Origin of the sequence: Burkholderia sp. ABCPW 14 (assembly GCF_001523835.1) — a bacterium.
In the GTDB taxonomy this organism is placed as follows: Bacteria; Pseudomonadota; Gammaproteobacteria; order Burkholderiales; family Burkholderiaceae; genus Burkholderia; species Burkholderia mayonis.
Map to the genome: position 1 here is coordinate 69336 of NZ_LOVS01000050.1, position 20672 is coordinate 90007.

Annotated in this window: 20 protein-coding genes and 1 pseudogene; 8 read left to right on the forward strand and 13 right to left on the reverse strand. The window is 67.5% G+C overall.

What is annotated here, in order from left to right:
* Window positions 1-5: 5 nt before the first annotated feature.
* Window positions 6-401, forward strand: a complete 396-nt coding sequence (locus tag WS62_RS06745) for a nuclear transport factor 2 family protein (protein WP_066569282.1) — start codon at window positions 6-8, stop codon at window positions 399-401.
* A 124-nt stretch (window positions 402-525) separates the two neighbouring features.
* Window positions 526-1551, forward strand: coding sequence for a methyltransferase (locus WS62_RS06750; RefSeq protein WP_066569285.1), 1026 nt, complete (start codon window positions 526-528; stop codon window positions 1549-1551).
* Window positions 1552-1767: 216 nt separating this feature from the next.
* On the opposite strand, the gene phnE is transcribed toward WS62_RS06750, so the two are convergent.
* The 10 genes from phnE to phnG all read right to left on the reverse strand — a co-directional run bounded on the left by phnE (window position 1768) and on the right by phnG (window position 10609).
* On the reverse strand, window positions 1768-2580 hold the full coding sequence (gene phnE / locus WS62_RS06755; protein WP_066569292.1) for a phosphonate ABC transporter, permease protein PhnE: 813 nt from the start codon (window positions 2578-2580) through the stop codon (window positions 1768-1770).
* Window positions 2577-3428, reverse strand: coding sequence for a phosphonate ABC transporter ATP-binding protein (gene phnC, locus WS62_RS06760; RefSeq protein WP_066569294.1), 852 nt, complete (start codon window positions 3426-3428; stop codon window positions 2577-2579). Before phnC ends, phnE begins: the two co-directional genes overlap by 4 nt.
* Window positions 3425-4324, reverse strand: coding sequence for a phosphate/phosphite/phosphonate ABC transporter substrate-binding protein (locus tag WS62_RS06765; protein WP_066569295.1), 900 nt, complete (start codon window positions 4322-4324; stop codon window positions 3425-3427). Before WS62_RS06765 ends, phnC begins: the two co-directional genes overlap by 4 nt.
* Before the next feature lie 115 nt (window positions 4325-4439).
* Complete coding sequence (locus WS62_RS06770) at window positions 4440-5654, reverse strand: alpha-D-ribose 1-methylphosphonate 5-triphosphate diphosphatase (RefSeq protein ID WP_066569297.1); 1215 nt, start codon at window positions 5652-5654, stop codon at window positions 4440-4442.
* A gap of 12 nt (window positions 5655-5666) precedes the next feature.
* Window positions 5667-6482 (reverse strand): phosphonate C-P lyase system protein PhnL, encoded by an 816-nt coding sequence (gene phnL / locus WS62_RS06775; RefSeq protein WP_231748220.1) that lies wholly within the window; start codon window positions 6480-6482, stop codon window positions 5667-5669.
* A 2-nt stretch (window positions 6483-6484) separates the two neighbouring features.
* On the reverse strand, window positions 6485-7261 hold the full coding sequence (gene phnK, locus WS62_RS06780) for a phosphonate C-P lyase system protein PhnK (protein ID WP_066569307.1): 777 nt from the start codon (window positions 7259-7261) through the stop codon (window positions 6485-6487).
* On the reverse strand, window positions 7258-8136 hold the full coding sequence (locus WS62_RS06785; protein ID WP_066569316.1) for an alpha-D-ribose 1-methylphosphonate 5-phosphate C-P-lyase PhnJ: 879 nt from the start codon (window positions 8134-8136) through the stop codon (window positions 7258-7260). The genes phnK and WS62_RS06785 overlap by 4 nt, the downstream gene beginning before the upstream one ends.
* Window positions 8133-9476 (reverse strand): carbon-phosphorus lyase complex subunit PhnI, encoded by a 1344-nt coding sequence (locus tag WS62_RS06790; RefSeq protein WP_082720758.1) that lies wholly within the window; start codon window positions 9474-9476, stop codon window positions 8133-8135. Before WS62_RS06790 ends, WS62_RS06785 begins: the two co-directional genes overlap by 4 nt.
* A gap of 1 nt (window position 9477) precedes the next feature.
* Window positions 9478-10116 carry a phosphonate C-P lyase system protein PhnH gene (phnH, locus tag WS62_RS06795; RefSeq protein WP_066569318.1) on the reverse strand — a complete coding sequence of 213 codons (639 nt, stop codon included), beginning with the start codon at window positions 10114-10116 and terminating at the stop codon, window positions 9478-9480.
* Between the two features lies 1 nt (window position 10117).
* Complete coding sequence (gene phnG / locus WS62_RS06800) at window positions 10118-10609, reverse strand: phosphonate C-P lyase system protein PhnG (RefSeq protein WP_066569320.1); 492 nt, start codon at window positions 10607-10609, stop codon at window positions 10118-10120.
* Between the two features lie 320 nt (window positions 10610-10929).
* On the opposite strand from phnG, the gene phnF reads away from it, so the two are divergent.
* The 6 genes from phnF to WS62_RS06830 all read left to right on the forward strand — a co-directional run bounded on the left by phnF (window position 10930) and on the right by WS62_RS06830 (window position 17052).
* Window positions 10930-11646, forward strand: a complete 717-nt coding sequence (gene phnF, locus WS62_RS06805; RefSeq protein WP_066569323.1) for a phosphonate metabolism transcriptional regulator PhnF — start codon at window positions 10930-10932, stop codon at window positions 11644-11646.
* 188 nt (window positions 11647-11834) lie between these two features.
* Window positions 11835-13073: an alpha-D-ribose 1-methylphosphonate 5-triphosphate diphosphatase gene (locus WS62_RS06810; RefSeq protein ID WP_066569325.1), complete on the forward strand. Its 1239-nt coding sequence runs from the start codon at window positions 11835-11837 to the stop codon at window positions 13071-13073.
* A complete protein-coding gene (locus tag WS62_RS06815) occupies window positions 13070-13846 on the forward strand; it encodes a DUF1045 domain-containing protein (RefSeq protein WP_066569372.1) in 777 nt (258 codons plus the stop codon). The genes WS62_RS06810 and WS62_RS06815 overlap by 4 nt, the downstream gene beginning before the upstream one ends.
* Entirely contained in the window at window positions 13843-14433 is a 591-nt protein-coding gene (gene phnN / locus WS62_RS06820) for a phosphonate metabolism protein/1,5-bisphosphokinase (PRPP-forming) PhnN (RefSeq protein WP_066569326.1), read from the forward strand. The genes WS62_RS06815 and phnN overlap by 4 nt, the downstream gene beginning before the upstream one ends.
* Before the next feature lie 44 nt (window positions 14434-14477).
* Entirely contained in the window at window positions 14478-15107 is a 630-nt protein-coding gene (locus WS62_RS06825; protein WP_066569328.1) for a DapH/DapD/GlmU-related protein, read from the forward strand.
* Between the two features lie 565 nt (window positions 15108-15672).
* Complete coding sequence (locus WS62_RS06830; protein ID WP_066569329.1) at window positions 15673-17052, forward strand: FAD-containing oxidoreductase; 1380 nt, start codon at window positions 15673-15675, stop codon at window positions 17050-17052.
* An 88-nt stretch (window positions 17053-17140) separates the two neighbouring features.
* Here WS62_RS06830 and WS62_RS37940 read toward each other — a convergent pair.
* The 3 genes and pseudogenes from WS62_RS37940 to WS62_RS06840 all read right to left on the reverse strand — a co-directional run.
* Window positions 17141-17341 (reverse strand): annotated as a pseudogene (locus tag WS62_RS37940) (ABC transporter); the annotation flags it as partial.
* A 41-nt stretch (window positions 17342-17382) separates the two neighbouring features.
* Complete coding sequence (locus WS62_RS06835) at window positions 17383-17676, reverse strand: hypothetical protein (RefSeq protein ID WP_442855067.1); 294 nt, start codon at window positions 17674-17676, stop codon at window positions 17383-17385.
* A 47-nt stretch (window positions 17677-17723) separates the two neighbouring features.
* Entirely contained in the window at window positions 17724-20369 is a 2646-nt protein-coding gene (locus tag WS62_RS06840; RefSeq protein ID WP_066569330.1) for a glycoside hydrolase family 15 protein, read from the reverse strand.
* Between the last annotated feature and the right edge of the window lie 303 nt (window positions 20370-20672).

Consider the following 20672-nt stretch of genomic DNA (forward strand, 5'->3'; position numbering starts at 1 on the left):
TTGCGATGTCCACCAACATGCAGACCGTACGGGCTTCGTACGAGGCCTTCCACAACCGCGACCTGCCCGGCGTGCTGGCCGCCCTCGCGCCGGACGTGCTCTGGACCCACCCGGACGGCATGAGCCCGTACGGGCTCGGCGGAACGAAGAAAGGTCACGACGAAGTGATCGCCTTCATCAAGCACGTGCCGACGCACATCGCCGAGATGCGGCTCGCGCCGGAGGCGTTCATCGAGTCCGGCGATCGCATCGTCGTGCTCGGCGCGCGCCGCGTCACCGCCGTCAACGGGCGCAGCGGCACGTTGAAGTTCGTGCACGTATGGATGTTCGCGAACGGCAAGGCGGTCACGTTCGAAGACTATTTCGATACGGCCGAAATGATCAATCTGATCGCGGCCTGACGGTTGGGGCTCGCGCAGCGACGACGACGCTTCGGGCGCTGTCCGGCCCGCCGCGTTTCTTCGCGTCGCCGCGCGAGCGCCCGACGACAGGCCGAACCCATATCTCATGCAAAGGAGCAACTTCATGGCGGAAGTGGAAGCGAACCCGGCACCGCATATCGCGATACTGCAGATGATCACCGGCAAGTGGAATGCGCAGGCGCTGTATGTCGCCGCCGAGCTGGGCATTGCCGATCTGCTGGCGGAGAAGGAACGGACGGCGGACGAGCTGGCCGCCGCGACGGACACCCACCCGGAAGCGCTTTACCGGGTGCTGCGCGCGCTCGGCAATCTGGGCGTCTTCATCGAAGGAGACGGGCGGCGGTTTCGCAACAGCCCGCTCGGCGACACGCTGCGGCACGACGTGCCGGGTTCGATGCGCGGGATGGCGCGCATGGCGGGCATGGACGTGGGCTGGCAGGCGTGGGGGCAACTGCTCTACAGCGTCAAGACCGGCCGGAGCGCGTTCGAGCACGTCGTGGGCGGGCCGGGCTTCGAGTACATCGGCGCGCATCCGCAGGTCGCGCAGCTCGTCAATGATGCGATGACGAGCATCAGCGAACTGGAGTCGCCGACGGTGGCCCGCGCGTACGATTTCTCCGGAGCCCGAACGATCGTCGACGTCGGCGGCGGACACGGCTTTCTGCTGGCGACGCTCCTTCTCGCGAACCCGAACGCGAAAGGCGTGCTCTTCGAACTGCCGCACGCTTGCGATGGCGCGCGGCGGCTTTTCGCGAAGCACGGGCTGACCGAACGCGTGGACGTGGTGCCGGGCGACGCGAGCCGGTCGATCGACGCGCGCGGCGACGTCTACGTGATGAAGCACGTCATCTGCGACTGGGACGATGCGCAGGCCATTCGGATCATGACGAACTGCGCGGAGGCCATGCCGTCGGGTGGAAAGCTCCTGCTGGTGGAGGCCGTGCTCACGCCGCCCGGCGAGCCGCATTTCGCGAAGCTGCACGATCTGGAAATGCTCATCATGAGTTCCGGCGGACATGCGCGCACGGCCGACGGGTATCGGCGGCTCTACGAGGCAGCCGGGCTATCGATGACGGCGGTTCATCCGGCAGAAGGCATGCACAGCGTCATCGAAGGCGTCAAGGCGTGACGCATGCCGCGGACCGCGCGGATCGACGCGGTCCGCGGCCGTTCGGTTCGGTTTGCCGGCTCGGCCCGTGCCCAACGGACGGCGGTACGCTCGTGCACGTGTAACGGGCGCGCGGCTCGATCCGATCGGGTCGATGCCGCGCGCACGATCGATAGCGAACGGCGAGCACGCGCCGCACGGCGCACCGAAGTCGTTTGCGTCGCCCCGCGAGACTCGCTACGTCACCTTGCCGCGCAAATAAGCCGACAGGTGCTCGGCCCCGGTGACGAGAAAGAACGTGATGATCAGCAGCAGCGAGACGGTCCGATACTGGAACAGATTCATCGCGGTCAGCAGATGAAAGCCGATGCCGCCCGCGCCGACGAAACCGAGCACGAGCGAGGAGCGCAGGTTCTCGTCGAAGCGGTACAGCGCGATGCCGAGCAGCGACGGCAGCACGCCCGGCACGACCGCGTGCGTGAAGACTTGCAGGCGGCTCGCGCCCGTGAGCGTCAATGCTTCGACGGGACCCATGTCCATGTCCTCGATGACTTCCGAGAAGAGCCGCCCGAGCATGCCGACCGAATGCACGGCCAGCGCGAGCGCGCCCGGGAACGGACCGAGGCCGACGGCCGTCACGAACAGCAGCGCCCACACGAGATCCGGCACGACCCGCGTGATGCCGATCAACGAGCGCGCCGCAAGATACAGCGGCCGGGCCGGCGTGACGTTGGCGGCGGCGAGGATCGCGAGCGGAAACGCGAAGACGACGCCGCAGACCGTGCCGAACACGGCGACGTCGATCGTTTCCACCACCGCCCACAGGCTCGACCTCAGCTTGCCGAAATCGGGCGGCATCGACCGTGACAGGATGTCGAGCATTCCGTGCACGCCGGTGACGAGATCCTGAGGGCGCGCCTCGACGACATAGCAGGCCTGGGCGAACAGCGCGAGGCCGAGCAGCGCGGCGACGAACAGGCCGGCGGGCCGCGCTTCGCGCGAGCCCGGTTGCGGTGCGCCGTGCACGCTGTGATTCATCGTGTGGTTCATCGCGGCTCCGATGCGTAAAGATGGGTCACCGTCGCCGGATTCACGGCCGCGGCCGCTTCGTCGAATACGACCGCGCCCTGGCGCAGGCCGATCAGCCGATCCGCATAGCGTTGCGCGAGCCCCGGCTGATGCAGCACGCAGACGACTGCGATACCGTCCTCGGTCGCCAGCCGGCGCAGCAGCCGCATGACTTCCTCGGCCGCCTCGGGGTCGAGGCTCGCGAGCGGCTCGTCGGCAAGCAGCACTTGCGGCCGCTGCGCGAGCGCGCGAGCCACCGCGACCCGCTGCGCCTGGCCGCCCGACAGCGTGCCCGCGCGCTGCCGGGCGAGGTGCAGCAGGCCGACTTCGTCGAGCAAGCCCAGCGATGGCTGCATTTCGGCGCGCGGTACGCGGCCGAACGCGGTTTCCCACGTGCGGTAGCGGCCGAGTGCGCCGGTGCACACGTTGGCGAGCACGCTGCGGCGCTTCACGAGGTTCGCGTGCTGTGAGATCAGCGCGATCGGCAGTCTCGCCACACGCAGCAACTCGCCGGAGAGGCCGGCGAGGTTGCGACCGGCGACCTCGATCGTGCCGCTGGTCGGCCGGTTGAGGCCGACCACGCACTTCAGGAACGTCGACTTGCCGCAGCCATTGCTGCCGAGCATCACGACGAATTCGCCCGCGCGAACCGACAGATCCAGCCCGCGCAGCGCGACGTGTCCGTTCGGATAGCGCATCGACAAGCCGCGCACCGCGAGTTTCGTCTCGCCGCCGGCCACGACGCGCGGCGGCATCGCGGAAACGGGCGCGAACGATATCGGCGCGCGTCCGATCGCACCGACGTGAGGCGTTCCGATGGGCATGTTCATAGTTTGTTCAGATCGATGTTCAGCATCGAGACGAGGCTGCGAATCACGTCGTAGGCGGCGTCCGTCTGCGGCGCGGTACGCAGCGCCGGGCCCAACGCTGTCGCGATGAACTTCTGCGTGCCCGGCGACAGCTCGTGGAAATCCAGATTGCACAGCACCTCGGTCAGCCGCGCCTTGACGTTCGCCGGCAGATCGCCGCGAATCGCGATCGGATCGATCGGAATCGGTTCGGACTGCCACAATGTGACGAATGCCGCCGGGTCGTACTGGTTGCCGAGTTTCGCGCTCGCGATCTGCGAGCTGTTCAGCTCGCCCGCTTTCACCTTGTGATTGCGCAGGGCCTCGAACGACGCGGTATGGCTTCCCGCGTAGAGCGCGCGCACGTCGGTGTTCGGATCGATGCCGGCCTTCTTCAGGCCGATTGCCGGAAACAGATGCCCGGACGTGGACGCGGGATCCGAGTACGCGAACGACTGGCCCTTGACGTCCGTCAGCGTCTTGATGCCGGAACCCGGCCACGTGACGATCGACGCGGTATACGTGGCGGCCTTGCCGTTCTTGTCCGCGAACGTGGCGACCGCTTCGGCGCGCGCCAGCTTGTTCGCGAGCACGTAGCCGAGCGGGCCGAATTCGGCGATGTCGAGCTTGCCGGCGCGCATCGCTTCGATCTCGGCGTTGTAGTTGGTCGCGATCGAAAGCTGCACCGGGCAGCCCGTCTTCTTGCTGATCAGGTCCGCGATCTCCTTGTACGCGGGTTGCAGCAACGCAGTGGCCTCGTAGGGGACGACGCCGAAGCGGATCGTGCCGCCGCTCGGGCAGACGGATTCGGCGTGCGCGGCGCCGGCCATGACGGAGAGCGAAGCAGCGACCGCCGCCAGGATTGTCGAGAGTTTCAATTTACGCTCCAGAAGATGCTGGGATCAGGTTGGAACAATCGGTAAAAGTCAGGATGGCGATCTATCGAAAGCACTTCGTCGTCCGGACGAGCAGGCCGGCCCGATGACGGCGGCGCTATTGCGCGGCCGCCGCTTCGCCGGCCCGCAGCACGTCCGGCAGTCCGCCTGCGGCGGCACGTTGCGGATAACGCGCGGAGAACACGTGACGGCCCGCGCTCCAGGTGTTCGTCACCATCGGCCATCGACCTTCAAACGACACCGATACGAGATCCGCCCGCGCGCCGACCGCGATGCGGCCGCGATCGGCGAGGCCGCACGCGTCGGCGGAATTGCGCGTGACGAGCGCGATCGCCGACGGCAGATCGAGCCGCGCCTGGTCGGCGGCGATGAACGCGGCGACGACGAGCGTCGACGGCTGGTAGTCCGAACACAGACAGACGGACTTGCACGCGCGGATCGCGTCGATCGCACGCATCGAGCCGCTTTGGCTCTTCCCGCGCAGCACGTTCGGCGCGCCGAAGAGCGTCGGCAGTCCGAGCCCGGTCGCCGCGCGCGCGGTCGCATCGTTGGTCGGGAACTCGGTCATCCGGATGCCTAATCGCTTCATCGCGGCGACGCGCTCGGCCGAGTCGTCGTCGTGGCTCGCCGTCGGCACGCCGGTTCGCTGCGCGTGCGCGAGCAGCGCTGACATGCGTTCGTTCGCGCCGGCCCGCGACGCGAGCTTCCCGGCGGCGATTTCGTGCGCGGCGTCGCGCCCGATCCGATGATTGCCGGTCAGGTAGTCGACATACGCGTCGAGCGTGCGGAACTGGCCCTGGCCGGGAGAATGATCCATCACCGACAGCAGGTCCACGATGCCGTCGTCGAGCAGTTGATGCAGGCGCGGCGCGGCGGCCGCGTCCGTCACTTCGTAGCGGCAGTGGATGCGGTTGTCGACGAGCCCGCTTCGCCTGAACGCGGCGACCGCGCGCACGAGCGCCTGTGCGGTGTCGTTGTCCCGCACGCCCGCATCCGCGCTTGCAAACGAGATCGCATGAAACGGCGTCGTGATGCCGGCGGCCGCGTTGCGACGATCGATCTGCGAAGCGGCGAAGTCCAGCGGAAACAGGACGCGCGCCCGCGGCTCGACTTCCTTTTCGATCGCGTCGCAATGCAGGTCGACGAGCCCGGGAATCAGCGTCTGCCCCGTCAGGTCCACGTGCGCGGCCGCGCTTGCGCCGTCAGGCTCGATCGCGGCAATGCGGCCGTGCTCGACGAGCACCGCGCTGTCGTCGAGCACGGTGTCGGGTAGCACCACGCGCGCGCCTGTCAGATAAGTCCTGTTCGTCATGGTCGGCTCCGGTCAACCAGCTTGTGCGGCGTCGGCCGCGATGCGTTGCGACGATTGCGACGATTGCGACGAAGTTCGCGCGCCGGGCGGATGCGGTTGCGTCGCGGCCTCCGGCGCGTTCATGACGAGCGCCCGCGTGCCGACCGCTTCGCGCACCGCACGATCGTGAAAGATGCCGATCAGGCATCGGCCGGCCGCGCACGCATCGCGGATCAGATCGATCACGACCGCGGCGTTCTCGGCGTCGAGCGAGGCGGTCGGCTCGTCGAGCAGCAGGATCGGCTGCGCGCCGATGAAGCCGCGCGCGATGTTCACGCGTTGCTGCTCGCCCCCGGAGAACGTCGCGGGCGGCAGATGCCAGAGTCGAGCGGGCAGGCGCAGCCGCTCGAGCAGCGCGGCGGCGCGCGCCTCGGCCTCCGGGCGGCTTACGCCGCGCTGAAGCAGCGGCTCGGCGACGACGTGCAGCGCGCCGATTCGCGGAATCGCGCGCAGGAACTGGCTGACGTAGCCGATCGCGACTTGCCGCGCGTGCAGCACCGCCTGTTCCGACGCGCCGACGAGTTCGAGCCACGGCTCGTCCGCCGCGTTCGTTTTGCCCGCAGGCATGCGCACGCGGATGCTGCCTTCCGTCGGCAGATAGTTGCCGTACAGGCAGCGCAGCAGCGTGCTCTTGCCGGCGCCCGACGGTCCGGACAAGATCAGGCAATCACCGGCGGCCGCGTCGAAATCGACGGCATCGAGCACCGGCAGGCGCACGCCGCCCTGGTTGTGCAGCGTGAACGTCTTGCCGAGCCCGCGCACGCTGATCATCGTGGAAGTGTCTGTCATGGTCAGTTCTGCAGCATCGAGGAGACGAGCAACTGCGTGTACGGATGTTGCGGATCGTCGAGCACCTGATCGGTGAGTCCGCTCTCGACCACCTCGCCGCCCTGCATCACGAGCGTGCGATGCGCGAGCAGCCGCGCGACCGCCAGATCGTGCGTGACGACGATCGCGGCGAGCCCCATTTCGTTGACGAGCTGGCGCAGCAGGTCGAGCAGGCGGGCCTGCACGGAGACGTCGAGCGACGCCGTGGGCTCGTCCATGAAAACGAGGCGCGGACGCGTGACCAGATTGCGCGCGATCTGCAGCCGCTGCTGCATGCCGCCCGAGAAAGTGGTCGGTGCGTCGTCGAGGCGGCCGATGTCGATTTCCATCTTGTCGAGCCATTGCGCCGCCGTCGCGCGCAGCTCGCCGTAATGACGCTGACCGATCGACATCAGGCGTTCGGCGATGTTGCCGCCGGCGCTGACCTGCATGCGCAGACCGTCTCGCGCATGCTGCCGGACGAACCCCCAGTCGGTGCGCGCGAGCAGACGCATGCGCGCGCCGGACAGCGTCGCGAGATCGACGAGCCCCTGACCCGGCAGATCATAGTGAACGGCGCCGGACTGCGATGCGATTTGCGCGGACAGCGCGCCGAGCAGCGTGGTCTTGCCGGAGCCGGATTCGCCGACGATGCAGAGCACTTCGCCCGGATGGAGATCGAAGCTCACGTCGCGAAAGCCATGGACGCCGTCCCACGTCTTGGTCAGGCGGCGAACGGACAACAACGGGCGCGTATTCATGCGGCGTGCTCCTTTGCCTGCTGCGACGCGGTTCGCTCCGCACAATATTCGCTATCCGAACAAACGAACTGACGCGTGCCCTGATCGTCGACGATGATCTCGTCGAGATAGCTGCTGCCGGAGCCGCAGATCGCGCAGCACTGCTCCCATTTTTCGACCGTGAACGGATGGTCGTCGAAGTCGAGGCTCTTGACCGACGTGTACGGCGGCACCGCATACACGCGCTTTTCGCGTCCCGCGCCGAACAGCATCAGCGCGGGATTGCGGTCGAGCTTCGGGTTGTCGAACTTCGGGATCGGCGACGGGCGCATCATGTAGCGGCCGTTGACGACGACCGGATAGTCGTAGGTCGTCGCGATGTGGCCGTATCGCGAGATGTCCTCGTAGAGCTGGACGTGCATCGCGCCGTATTCGGCGAGCGCGTGCATCGTGCGCGTCTCCTTCTCGCTCGATTCGAGCCAGCGCAGCGGCTCCGGAATCGGCACCTGGAACACCAGGATCTGGCCTTCGGCGAGCGGCGTTTCCGGCACGCGGTGGCGCGTCTGGACGATGGTGGCGTCGGGCGTGCGGTCGGTGGTCGCGACGCCCGCGACGCGGCCGAAGAAGCGGCGGATGTTGACGGCGTTGGTCGTGTCGTCCGATCCCTGATCGATCACCTTGAGCACGTCGTTGCCGCCGATGATCGATGCGGTGACCTGGATTCCGCCGGTGCCCCAGCCGTAGGGCAGCGGCATCTCGCGGCTGCCGAACGGCACCTGATAGCCGGGGATCGCGACCGCCTTGAGCAGCGCGCGGCGCAGCATGCGCTTGGTCGATTCGTCCAGGTAGCCGTAGTTGTAGTGCGGATCGCGTTCGACGTTCGTGCCGGTCGTCATGCCGATACTCCGTTGGTTACGATCGCATCCGCATCCGCATCCGCATCCGCATCCGCATCCGCATCCGCATCCGCATCCGCATCCGCATCCGCATCCGCATCCGCGTTCGCGTTCGCGTTCGCGTTCGCATCCGCGTTCGCGTTCGCGTTCGCGTGGCGCGTCGACGCGCCGGGTGGTTCGGATTCGGCCGGCGCATCCGAGGGCGCGGCTGCGGCGCGCGCCTGCGCGCGTTCCGCGTGCAACTGCCGAAGCAATTCGAGCTGCGCCTGGAAATCGACGTGATGCGGCAGTTTCAGATGCTGCACGAAGCCTGACGCTTCGACGTTGTCGCTGTGGTACAGGACGAATTCCTCGTCGTTGGCGGGCGACTCGGCGCTTTCGCCGAGCTCGGCGGCGCGCATCGCGCGATCGACGAGCGCCATCGCCATCGCCTTGCGCTCGCTGTAGCCGAACGCGAGGCCGTATCCGCGCGTGAAGCACGGCGCACGCTCGGCGTCGCCGCCGAAGCCGTTCACCATCTGGCATTCGGTGACGTCGATCTCGCCGACGGTCACCGTGAATCCGAGTTCCGGCACGTCCATCTCGACTTCGACGCTGCCGAAGCGGAGCTCCGCGACGAACGGATGCGTGTTGCCGTAGCCGCGCTGGGTCGAGTAGCCCATCGACAGCAGGAAGCCTTCGTCGGCGCGCGCCAGATTCTGCAGGCGGGTTGCGCGGTCGGCCGGGAGCTGCATCGCCTCGCGGGTCAGATCGGCGGGCGCGGGATCGCCCGGCGCGGGCGCGTCTCGTTCGATCAGGCCGTCGCGTTCGAGCAGCGCCGCGATGCCGGGCATCTGCGGCGGCGTCGCCGCCGTCGCCGTCGCCGCCTGTTTCGGGAAAGCTTCGGCATCCGAATCGGACGCGCCGCCGGATCGCACGTCGGCCGGATCGCGCGCGGCTTCGAGCGAGAAGTCCAATAGCCGCTGCGTGTAATCGTAGGTCGGCCCGAGCAACTGTCCGCCGGGCACGTCCTTGAACGTCGACGAGATCCGGCGCGAGACCGCCATCCGGGCCGTGTTGATCGGCTCCGCGTAAGCGAAGCGCGGCAGGGTGGTCCGATAGGCGCGCAGCAGGAAGATCGCCTCGATGAGATCGCCCGCCGCCTGCTTGATCGCCAGCGCGGCAAGATGCCGATCGTAGAGCGACCCTTCGGCCATCACACGCGACACCGCGAGCGGCATCTGCGCGACGATCTGCGCGATGGCGAGTTCCGGAATCGCCGGATCGCCGCGCCGGTACCGGTCGAGCATCTCATACGACTGCAGGATGGCCTTTTCGCCGCCTTTGACTGCTACGTACATGTCAGTTCTCCACGACGGTGGTGCGCGGCAGGCCGCACAGCGCGTTGCCGCAGACGAGGAACACGTCGACGCCGAGCGGGAACCGCTCGTGATTGACGCGCCATTGCGTCCAGAAGCCGTCGGGCAACCCCTTGACGGTCAGCGCCTGCCCGTTTTCGATGCCGGGCCCGCGCAGCGTGACCGCGTCGCCTTCGCCGAGCGCATCCACTTCGATCAACAGCGTGGTCGAACGGTCCGGATAGGCGGGATCGCCCTGCGCGCAGTCAGCGAGCCTCGGCGCCGCGTGTCCGGCCGGCACCGCGGCGAACGTCGCGTGCGCCGGCGCATCGGCGAACGCGCATGCGTTGTGAAAGCGCAGGAAGCGGCGAATCCCGTCGCCGGCCGCGGCGGGCAGCCACAGCGGAGCGTCCGCGTCGGCGAGCGCAAGCAGGAGCGCGGTCATCGCGGGCGACAGTCCGTCGGGGACGCCGCACGCCTGCTCCGTGCCAAGCGTCCGGATACGTCCGGGATGCGCGAGCGCGGCGAGCGCGGCGCGGAACGTCGATTGCGCACCGCGCACCGGATCGGCGAACGCGGGTTGCAGGCCAGACGAAGCAGGGCGCGGCGATGGGGCCGCAGCGATGCCGGTGTCGATCGTCATGTCATTCGTCTCCGCGCGACAGCGTGAAGAATTCGACGCGCGTTCGACTCACGTCGTCGGCGTGCCGGGCGCACCGCGCGGCGCGCGATGCGGCGAGCGGCGCGATGACGCGTTCCCGGACATGCGCATGCCACGTCGGCGATTGCAGCAGCGCATCGGCGAGCGCCGCCTGCTCGGCGTGGCGCGCGCTGCGCCCTTGCACGTATGCGACGCCCACGACGCCGTCCGGAAGAGACAGCGCGCATCGCGTGACCGTCATTTCGCCGAGGTTCAAGCGCGCGCCGGTGCCGCCGGTGCGCCCCTGAACCATCGTCATGCCGATCTCGGGCGACCGGATCCAGCGATAGGCCGGCAGATCCGTGCTGTCCGCGAGCGCACGCATCGCGTGGTCCAGTTCGCCCGTTTCGGCCAGCGCGAGCACGCGCAGCCAGTCGGCGCGCTGTTGCCGGTCGTCGTGTTCCGGGTCGGTGCGAGCGTCGGAAGCGGTTCGCATTGAGCGCTGATTTCCCATGGTGCGTTGAGGTATCCCTGGGCTTGCCGGCAGCGCACGGCCGCCGTTGCGGCCGCTCGCCGACGGACTGCAGCGGACCGGCATGCGATCCGTATCGGGTGTCCATCAAAATATCTATACCAACTGGTGTAGATAAGTTGATTGACTGCTATTGCAGCAAAGCGCGATGAAGTTTTCGTGACGATTGAAGATGCGAGGCCGGATGTCGCATCGCGTTCCGACGATAAGGTCTGCTTGCGAGGATTTGTGTAGAATCGCCCGATCCGATATCGTCCCGAAGAACTTCCGACTCAAGAGTGCTCATGGAACGCCGTTCAGGTATCGCAGTATGGCGACAGATAGGTGAATCGCTGGCAGAGGAAATCCGGACCAATCGCTACATGCCGGGCACGCTGCTGCCGTCCGTGTCGGATCTGGCCGCACGTTACGACGTGAATCGCCACACGATCATGCGTGCGATCGCGGAACTTCAGCAGCACGGACTGGTGCGTGTGGAGCGCGGCCGCGGCACCTTCGTCGAATCGAGCATGCTCCAGTATCCGATCGGCAAGCGCACGCGCTTCACGCAGACGCTGCGCCGGCAGGGCGTGCTGGGATACGTGACGGTTGTCCAGTCGGACGTGGTCAAGAACGCGGACATCGCGCATCACCTGAAGCTGCCCCGCAGCGCGAAGCTCGTGCACATCCGTGTGCTGGGCAAGGCCGAGAAGACCACGATCAGCCTCTCCGACAACTACTTCGAGCAGAAGCGCTTCCCGGATTTCGCGGACATCCTGCGCGAAACGCATTCGATCTCGGCGGCGTACGCGCGCTACGGAATAGACGACTACGTCCGGCAATGGTCGAAGGTCACCGCGCATCTGCCCGAGCAGGACGTCGCGCGGTTGCTGGAGCAGTCCCGGTTGAGGCCGATCCTGCAGGTCGAGGCGCTGAATGCGGATCTGAAGGGCGCGCCGCTGCAATACACGGTGGGGAGCTTCGTGGGCGACGGCGTGGAGTTGCTGATCGGCGGAGAGTGAGCGGCGAGCGCGGGTGTGTCCCGCGTGTTGCTTCGTCGCGACGGCCGGTCCGGATGTCTAGATAGGTTGATGTAGATAGGTTATCTACATCAACCTATCTAGACATCTTTATGTCATCGTCGGTCCATAGACTGCCGGGCGTGAGTCACTTGCTCGGCAGGGAGCCGCACATGAAAGACGATTCTTTGATGGCTGCAACCGCGCATCGCGCGGATCGTTCGGCGTCCCGACTCGCAGGCATCCTGGGTCGTCGGGTGCTGACGCGTTCCGGGGTGGAAGCGGCGCGCGTCGCTTTCGCGGGTGAACGCATCGCCGACGTGCACGCGACGAACGACGGCGATGTGCGGGCATCCACCGCTGGCTATCTGGATGCCGGCGACTTGCTGGTCCTGCCCGGCATCGTCGATTTGCACGGCGACGCGTTCGAGCGGGTCGTCATGCCTCGACCGAACGTCAGCTTCGACTATCGCCACGCGCTTTACGATGCCGACAGGCAGTTGCTCGCCAACGGGATCACGACTGAATTCCATGGCGTGACGCTGTCGTGGGAGGGCGGATTGCGCGGCGCGGCGTACGCGCAGCGCATGTTCGACGCGTTGACGCGCCATCGCGACGTGCTCGGCGCGCATCACTACATTCATCTGCGTTTCGAAGCGCACAACGTTGCCGATGTCCCGCTCGCATGCGACTGGATCCGAGCCGGCCGCGTGCATTTCGTTGCCCTCAACAATCACTTGCCCGAAATGGTCAAGCGCCTGAGCAACGAGCGCAAGCTGCAGCAATACGCGGACCGTGCGCAGTGCGACGTCGAGACGTTCTGCGAGCGCGTCCGTGCCGCACAGGCCGTCGCGGATGCGGTGCCCGCATCGGTGGCGGAACTCGTGCGGGTCGCGCTTGACGCGGGGTTGAGCGTGGCGTCGCACGACGACCCGAGTCCGGCCGCGCGTCGCCACCATCATGCGCTGGGCTGCCGGATCGGCGAGTTTCCGTTGACGGTGGAGACCGCGATGGCGGCGTGCGAGCTCGGCGACGCGGTGGTGTTCGGCGCGCCGAACGTGGTGCGGGGCGGCAGCCACATGAATGCACCGAGCGCCGCGGACATGGTGAAAGCCGGACTGTGCGACGTGCTCGCGTCCGACTACTACTACCCCGCGCCGATCGCGGCCGCGTTCGAGCTCGACGCGCGCGGCGTGCTGCCGCTCGCACATGCGTGGCGGCTGATTTCGACGAACCCGGCGCGCGCGGCCGGCCTCGACGACCGCGGCGAACTCGGCGAGGGCCTGCGAGCCGACGCGATCGTCGTCGACGACAGCGTGCCCGGGCTGCCGCGCGTTTGCGCGGCGATCGTCGGCGGGCGTGTCGCGTATTCGACCGGTCAGTGGGCGGTGCGCGCGGCACGCGACGCCGCGCATCTCGACGCGGCATGACGACGAGGGCGCGCATGTTCGGAGACGACGCCCGCTATGCGATTTATCTGACGCCGGCCGAGCCGTGGAACGCGCTCGGATCTCGCTGGCTCGGCCGCGACGCGCTGACGGGCGAGCGGATCGAGCGCGGCGCGGATGTCGATGACGCGCGTGTCGACGCGTGGACGCGCGGCCCGTGTCGCTACGGTTTGCACGCGACGCTCAAGCCGCCGTTCCGGCTCGCCGCGGGCGTGTCGGCGGCGGCGCTCGACGCAGCCGCGCACGCGCTCGCCGTGCGCATGCAGTCTTTCGCGCTCGCGCTCGAACTGCGGCCGCTGCGCGGCTTTCTCGCGTGGCGTCCCGCCGATGCGTCGGTCGAGTGTGGATCGCTGCGCTCGCTTGCAGACACGTGCGTTCGCGAGTTCGATGTTTTTCGCGCGCCGCTGTCGGCGGCCGACATCGCGCATCGGCGCGCCGCCGGCCTGACGCCGCGCGAGGATGCGCACCTCGTCCGCTGGGGATATCCATACGTGTTCGACACGTTCGCGTTCCACATCACGCTGACGAACCAGCTGGACGCGGCATCGGCGGATGCCGCGACGAACGCGCTCGCACGGCTCGCCGCGCATCACGGGTGCGCGGCCGCGCTCGGCATCGCGTCGATGACCGTGCGCGACATTTCGGTTTTTGTGCAGCCCGCGCCCGATCAGCCGTTCGTCGTCGCCCGCCATTACGGCTTCGACGGCTCGACGCGCGACGGCGCAGGCGCGCCTGCACTGAAGGATCATCGATGAATACGGCGGACGCATCGCGGCCGGGCGCGCTCGTCTATCTGATGGGCGCATCGGGCAGCGGCAAGGACAGCGTGCTGGCATGGATCGCGGCGCGGCTGACGGCAAGCGACCGAGTCCGGATCGCGCGTCGCTGCATCACGCGCGACAGCGGCGCGACCGAGGCGTCGATCGCGCTGTCCGACGCGGAGTTCGCGCGCCGCACCGCAGGCGGTTGCTTCGCGATGCACTGGCGCAGCCACGGCCTGTCGTACGGCGTCGGAACCGAGATCGACGCGTGGATTGCCGAGGGACTCGTCGTGCTCGTCAACGGATCGCGAGCCTATCTGCCGCACGCAAGCGCACGTTATCCGCGACTGATCGCGGTGGAGCTCGTCGTGTCGCCGGACATCCTGGCGGCGCGGCTGTCGCAGCGCGGCCGCGAAGATGCGGCGCAGATCGCTGCGCGGGTCGCGCGCGCGCAGCAGGCGTTCGCGGTGCCCGACGACTGCACGCTGATTCGGATTCGCAACGATACGACGCTCGATGCGTCGGCGTCGGCGCTGCTCGCGCTTGCGCGCACCGGCTGCGCGCCCGGCGTGCCGGCGTGAGACGAGATGTCGCCGTTCGGCTCAACTCTCTTTCCTGTTCATCCATGAACGAACCAGATCGTCTGCCGCCGAAGATCGCGGAAACCGTCGTCAGCCCGAGCGCGCGGGTGCGCGAAGCGCGCATCGGGCGGCGTTGTGAAATCCTGCACGAGAGCGTCGTCGAATATGCGGTGCTCGGCGACTACTCGTACGTCGGCGAACGATGCATCGTCGCTGACGTCGAGATCGGCCGTTTCTGCGCGATCGCGGCGAACGTGCGCATTGGCGCGCCGAATCATCCGATGGAGCGGGTGTCCCAGCATCGCTTCACCTATTGCCCCGAGTATTACTTCGACGGCGCCGCGCGCGACGCCGCATTCTTCGGCGAGCGACACACCGATCGGGTCGTGATCGGCCACGACGTGTGGATCGGTCACGGCGTGATCGTGCTGCCGGGCGTGACGGTGGGCGACGGCGCGGTGCTTGCCGCCGGTGCGGTCGTGAGCCGCGACGTCGAGCCTTACACGGTGGTCGGCGGAGTCCCGGCCCGCAAGATCCGCGATCGCTTCGGACGCGACATCGCGCGTCGGCTGCAGGCGATCGCCTGGTGGAACTGGCCGGAACAGACGATATGGGAACGGCTGGCGGATTTTCAGCATGGCGACGTCGACGCGTTTTGCGCGGCATGGGGCTGAGCGTTCGCCAAACGGCGGCTTCGAACAACGACGCGCGCGTGTCGTGCGTGGCCGGTAGGCGTAGCGCTTGCCGATCGCATCGGCGGGCGCGCTCATCGATGTTGCCGGACGCCGTATCGTCATTCGCGTGCGATGTGCGCCGCGATGGCGATCGATGAATGAGATTTTTCGATTGCCGCGCGCGCAAGAGAGCGTCGGACGACGAGGTCGCCGGCGCGGTGCGTCAGAGGCTTTGCGCAAGCGGCGTGCTTCGGCGAAGCGAGTTCGATCGCGGCCCGACGCCGCGCGCGACGCGGTGCAGGCGCATGAAGCGCTCGGTACTCGGCGTCTGACCGGTTTACGTTCTCATTCTCCGAGCCCGCGTGACGCGCGAAATCGCCGCCGATGCCTCGCCCGCGATTCGAACGCCTGCCTTGCAAATGTTGCAGGGCCGATCGCCATCGTCGATCAACAGGCCTACCATATAAACGATGTCCGGGCTGCCGCCCGCGGCGCGGCCTCGAAGGCACGCGGATTGCTCGCTGGGCGGCATGCATTCCGTGCTGCAGCAACGAAGGAGAGCGCAATGACTCGACGCTTCGACGCGATCATCATCGGCACCGGTCAATCCGGCCCCCCGCTCGCCGCCCGGCTGTCCGGCGCGGGCATGAAGGTGGCCGTCGTCGAGCGGGCGCGCTTCGGCGGGACGTGCGTGAACACCGGCTGCATCCCCACCAAGACGCTGATCGCGAGCGCGTACGCGGCGCACCTGGCGCGACGGGCCGGCGAATACGGCGTGGCGATCGGCGGGCCCGTCACGGTCGACATGAAGAAGGTGAAGGCGCGCAAGGACCAGATCTCGGCGCGTTCGAACCACGGTGTCGAGCAGTGGGTCCGTGGTCTGGAGAATGGTGCGGTCTATCAGGGCCATGCCCGCTTCGAGAGCGCGCACGCCGTGCGCGTCGGCGACGCACTGCTGGAAGCCGAACGGATCTTCATCAACGTCGGCGGGCGGGCGCTGATTCCGCCGATGCCGGGACTCGATCAGGTGTCCTATCTCACCAACTCCAGCATGATGGACGTGGATTTCCTGCCGGAGCATCTGGTCATCGTCGGCGGCAGCTACGTCGGGCTCGAGTTCGGCCAGATGTACCGGCGCTTCGGATCGCGCGTGACGATCGTGGAGCAAGGCGCGCGGCTGATCCAGCGCGAGGACGAGGACGTGTCGCAGGCGGTGCGGGAGATTCTGGAAGGCGAGGGAATCGACGTCCGGCTCGATGCCGATTGCCTGAGCGTGCGGCGCGACTTGGACACCGTGGTCGTCGGGCTCGATTGCGGCGCCGGCGCGCGTGAAGTGGCGGGCTCGCATCTGCTGCTCGCCGTCGGGCGCGTGCCCAACACCGACGATCTCGGACTGGACAGGGCCGGCGTCGAAACCGACGCGCACGGCTACATCAAAGTGGACGAGCAGTTGCGCACCAACGTCGAGGGCATCTGGGCGATGGGCGATTGCAACGGTCGCGGCGGATTCACCCATACGTCCTACAACGACTACGAGATCGTCGCGGCCAACCTCCTCGACAACGACCCGCGCAAGGTGTCGGACCGCATCCCGGCCTACGCGATGTTCATCGATCCGCCGCTCGCCCGCGTGGGGATGACGCAGGCCGAAGCGGTCGGATCGGGGCGCAGGCTGCTGGTCGGCACGCGCGCGATGACGCGCGTCGGGCGCGCGGTGGAAAAAGGCGAGAGCCAGGGGTTCATGAAGGTGATCGTCGATGCGGACAGCGACGCGATTCTGGGCGCGTCGATCCTCGGCGTGACGGGCGACGAAGTCGTGCATTCGCTGCTCGACGTGATGTACGCGAAAGCGCCGTACACGGCGGTCAGCCGCGCGATGCACATTCACCCGACCGTGTCGGAGCTGGTGCCGACGCTGCTTCAGGATTTGCATCCGCTGGGGTAGCGAAGGGGATGGCCGGGCGCAGGCATGAGTGGAGGATCGCTTCCGACCGGGCGAGCTTCCGCTCATGGTCGAGCGCCGGATGTCGAGCGATTGCCTTCGGATCGGCGGCGTTCAACTGGATCATGTCGACGCGGGCCGAGATGAGGTTGTCGATCTGCGTGAATGGCCTGTTCGGGTCGTAGCTTGCGGAAACCGCGGTGATCTTCGCGTTCGGATTGATTTCCTTTGCCTGCGCTGCGGCGTCTTTCGCGATGGTGATGCAGTCCGGGTTGCTCAGTCGACGGACGCTCCCGGCAACATCGGGCCACGCTTGGGCCGTTCATACCGTGCTCATCGCGAAGCCGCCGCCGGCGGCCGCAACGGTTGAGCGCCGGGGATGTCGGGCGCACCGCGCTGCGCTTCGACGGGCGCTTGCGTCGTCGCCGGATCGGGGCGCCAACTGGTCCCGCCCGGCTTGACCTTGACGGGCGGCAGCGCCTTGACGAGCGGCCGGCTCGGCGGCGCGAGCGGAGGCGGCGGCGCGGGCCGCGCACGATCGGGCGCGAGCGCGCGCGGCGCAGGCGCGGCCGTCGGCGGCGGCTCCCGATTCGCAGGCAGTCCGTCGCGCCAACCCGCCGCAGCCATTCCCAGCAGCACCGCCACGGCAAGCGCCAGCCAACTCGCGCGCGAGCTCACCAGTTCACCTGATCGTTCAGCGTCAGCGTGCCGCTCGTCGGCGTCTGGAACTGCCGATTGCCTGACCCGTTCTCCCACGTCACGCTGCCGTCCGCGTTCTTGCGATAGTACTTGTACTGAATCGCCTGACCGGCCGGCATGTTGACGGTGTTGCTCCACACCGGGTAATGGGCCGGGTCGACCGGAATGCCGAGATCGGTGTTCCAGTTCCCGAGCGCGGCGACGTTGCCCGTCACGTAGATCTGCTGGCCGAGCTGCGTGCTGGCGTTGACGTTGATCGCCACCGACACCTGCCCGCTCTGCAACGGCGCGACGCAATTGTTGTAGCGCGCGCAGACAACCGACGGAATGTCGACGATGCGGCCGGCCTGAATCGACGCCAGCAGGCTGATGTACTCGCCCATCGCCCAGTTCAGCGGCGCGATCGACTTGGTCGGCTGGCCCGGCGTGTAGCCGGCCGGCGTGGTCACGGCCCAGCCGTCGGGCAGTGTCGTCGAATTCGACCACACCTGTTCCGGCAGGAAGCCCTCGGGCGTCGTCAATTGCTTGAGCGTCGAGACATACGCGCTGCCCGCGCTGCCGCTGCCTTGACGCGCGATCTCGTACATGCCGCGCTCGGCGGTGAAGATCGGCCACAAGCGGCCGGCTCCGGTGCCGTCGAAGCCGCTGCCGTCGTTGTGCTCGCCGTAGCCGTCGAAGTTGTAGCGGAACCACGCGTTGGGCGAAAGCGCCGGCGCATTCGCCAGGCTCAGCGACTGGCCGAGCACGCTGTCGTAGACCGAGATCGTGTTGACGATGGTCGAATCCGTTGCGCGCTTGACGCCCATCCGGACCAGTTCGAAGAAGCCGCCGTCGACGACGCGCCGCGCGTCGTGGCTGCCGCCGCCGTTCTTGACGGACAGCGTCTGCGGCGTGTCCGGGCCCGCTGTCGGCGCGAAGCTCGCGCGATCGGTGCCGGCGCCGGAGCGGCTCGCCGGATTGATCCGGATGTAGTAGCTGCCGTTGCCGAACGAGCCGGTCGACGTGTACGTCCACGCCGCGACGTTCTCCTGCCAGTAGTCGGCCGCGGCGAGGTAGCGCGCGGCGCTCGTCGTGTCGCCGTTCCGCGTCGCGATGTCGGCCGCCGTGACGAGGCCGGCGATCTCGGCGGCGATGGTCGACGGCGAATAGCCGGCGTTCTCCTCCCAGCGCTCCTGATAGGTCCACGGACCGGTGTTGACGATGTAGTCGGCGGTGAGCTTGATCTTCGGCCACAACGGATTGAACACGTTCGGGCCGAGCCGCCACGCGAGGATGATCGGCATCGCCTGCTCGTCCATCTGCGTGCCTTGCCAATACGGCCAGCCGTTGACCCACGCGTTCTGCGGGAAGCGCCCGACGCGGCTGTAGCCCTGCGAGCAGCCGGATGCGTTGTATTCGGCGGCGCCGCAGTCGGTCGTCTGCTGCAGCGTGTTGAACAGATAATCGACGACGCTCGTGGCGGTCGACGTGTCGCCCGCCGTCGTCAGCGCGTTGGCGAACTTGAACAGATCGCGCGGCCAGACGAGGTGATAGCCGCCCGCATTCGCGTCGCCCTGTGTTTCGCCCCACGGCGTGCCGATGCCGGCGATCATCGCGCCGTTGCTCTTGTCCTGCATCGTCTTGAGCGTCATCGCGGCCCGATAGTAGCCGTCGTCGGCGGTGCCGTTCTGCGACGACAGGCCCGCCGCGTAGTTGTGCCACGCCGTGTCGTACTGCTGCTGCTCGCCGGCGAGATCGCTGCCGAGCACCGTGTTCGCCTCGCCGAGCGCCTGGTCCTGCGTGCCGCCGAAGCCGAGCACGACGTCGAACGACACGCTCGTCGCGCTCGGATCGCCGAGGTCGATCCAGCCCATCTGCGCGACGTTGCCGTTGGTGGCGGACGAGAAGGTCCAGTCCATCGTCTTGTCGGCGGTGCCGCCGAGCAGGTCGGTCCAGCCGTCGCTCTGTCCGACGAAGCCGTTCGACGTCATGCTGACGCCGTTGGCCACCTTCCACGGACGGCTCGTCACGAGCGCCGAATAGCGGCTGTTGCGATTGGCGACGAGCGCGGTGCCGCCGCTGCCCGACACCGTTTGCGCGGTGTTGTTGCTGCCGGCGTTGTCGAGGTACGGTTTCGACAGCATGTAGAGGTTGAAGTCGCCGACCTTGTGGCCGTTGAGCGCTGTGAAGGTGACGCGCTGGACGATCGCGTTGTAGTTCGGATCGGCGAAGATGGTCTTGCGGATCTGCCAGTTGTGCGCGCTGTTGCTGGTGGTCACTTGCCAGCTCATCGTGCGCGTGTCGGTCTGCGCGGCCGAATAGGCCTGCAGCTTTTCCTCGTCGACGAAGGTCTTGCCGCTATCGCCGACCAGGAACTGCAAGTCGACGGATTCGGGTGTATCGAGAACCGGATAGTAGACCTCGGACAGGATGCCGCGATAGCCGGTGAAGTAGACCCGCGATGCGCCGTTGACCGCGGTGCCGAGGAACGACTTGGCCGCGGGGCCTCTCACCGGCGTCGCGCCGGGCGAACCGAACGCTTCGGCGGCCGGCGCGGACGCCGGCAACGCCGCGATGCCCGCCAGCATCGCCAAACTGCCAACCAGCACCGCCTGTTTGAATCTGATGTGCTTTGCCGACATTTTCGTCTCCGTTGTGAGTTCGTATGCTGTCGTTCTTGTAGCAAAACAACATGCGCTGTATCTCATGCGAAGCCGAAAGAGTCAATATTTTCAATGTTTTGTAGTCGACTATGTATTGATACTACATCCACCCGGCGGTGCGGCGGGATGGGCTGCCAGCGGCGGCGCGGTCCGAAGGAAGCGCGGGGCCGGGGCGTTTTCGCGGGAGGGTGGTCGACGCTGGGGCGATGCGCGATGCGCGAATCCGACGATGGTCATCGGCCGGCATCGTGAACGAAGGACGAGCCGCCGACTCGCTTCCGG

Coding starts and splice junctions, on each gene's coding strand:
- WS62_RS06745 (WP_066569282.1), top strand. CDS start 6: ATGTCCACCAACATGCAGACCGTACGGGCTTCGTACGAGGCCTTCCAC.
- WS62_RS06750 (WP_066569285.1), top strand. CDS start 526: ATGGCGGAAGTGGAAGCGAACCCGGCACCGCATATCGCGATACTGCAG.
- phnE (WP_066569292.1), bottom strand. CDS start 2,580: ATGAACCACACGATGAATCACAGCGTGCACGGCGCACCGCAACCGGGC.
- phnC (WP_066569294.1), bottom strand. CDS start 3,428: ATGAACATGCCCATCGGAACGCCTCACGTCGGTGCGATCGGACGCGCG.
- WS62_RS06770 (WP_066569297.1), bottom strand. CDS start 5,654: ATGACGAACAGGACTTATCTGACAGGCGCGCGCGTGGTGCTACCCGAC.
- phnL (WP_231748220.1), bottom strand. CDS start 6,482: ATGACAGACACTTCCACGATGATCAGCGTGCGCGGGCTCGGCAAGACG.
- phnK (WP_066569307.1), bottom strand. CDS start 7,261: ATGAATACGCGCCCGTTGTTGTCCGTTCGCCGCCTGACCAAGACGTGG.
- WS62_RS06785 (WP_066569316.1), bottom strand. CDS start 8,136: ATGACGACCGGCACGAACGTCGAACGCGATCCGCACTACAACTACGGC.
- WS62_RS06790 (WP_082720758.1), bottom strand. CDS start 9,476: ATGTACGTAGCAGTCAAAGGCGGCGAAAAGGCCATCCTGCAGTCGTAT.
- phnH (WP_066569318.1), bottom strand. CDS start 10,116: ATGACGATCGACACCGGCATCGCTGCGGCCCCATCGCCGCGCCCTGCT.
- phnG (WP_066569320.1), bottom strand. CDS start 10,609: ATGCGAACCGCTTCCGACGCTCGCACCGACCCGGAACACGACGACCGG.
- phnF (WP_066569323.1), top strand. CDS start 10,930: ATGGAACGCCGTTCAGGTATCGCAGTATGGCGACAGATAGGTGAATCG.
- WS62_RS06810 (WP_066569325.1), top strand. CDS start 11,835: ATGGCTGCAACCGCGCATCGCGCGGATCGTTCGGCGTCCCGACTCGCA.
- WS62_RS06815 (WP_066569372.1), top strand. CDS start 13,070: ATGACGACGAGGGCGCGCATGTTCGGAGACGACGCCCGCTATGCGATT.
- phnN (WP_066569326.1), top strand. CDS start 13,843: ATGAATACGGCGGACGCATCGCGGCCGGGCGCGCTCGTCTATCTGATG.
- WS62_RS06825 (WP_066569328.1), top strand. CDS start 14,478: ATGAACGAACCAGATCGTCTGCCGCCGAAGATCGCGGAAACCGTCGTC.
- WS62_RS06830 (WP_066569329.1), top strand. CDS start 15,673: ATGACTCGACGCTTCGACGCGATCATCATCGGCACCGGTCAATCCGGC.
- WS62_RS06835 (WP_442855067.1), bottom strand. CDS start 17,676: ATGGCTGCGGCGGGTTGGCGCGACGGACTGCCTGCGAATCGGGAGCCG.
- WS62_RS06840 (WP_066569330.1), bottom strand. CDS start 20,369: ATGTCGGCAAAGCACATCAGATTCAAACAGGCGGTGCTGGTTGGCAGT.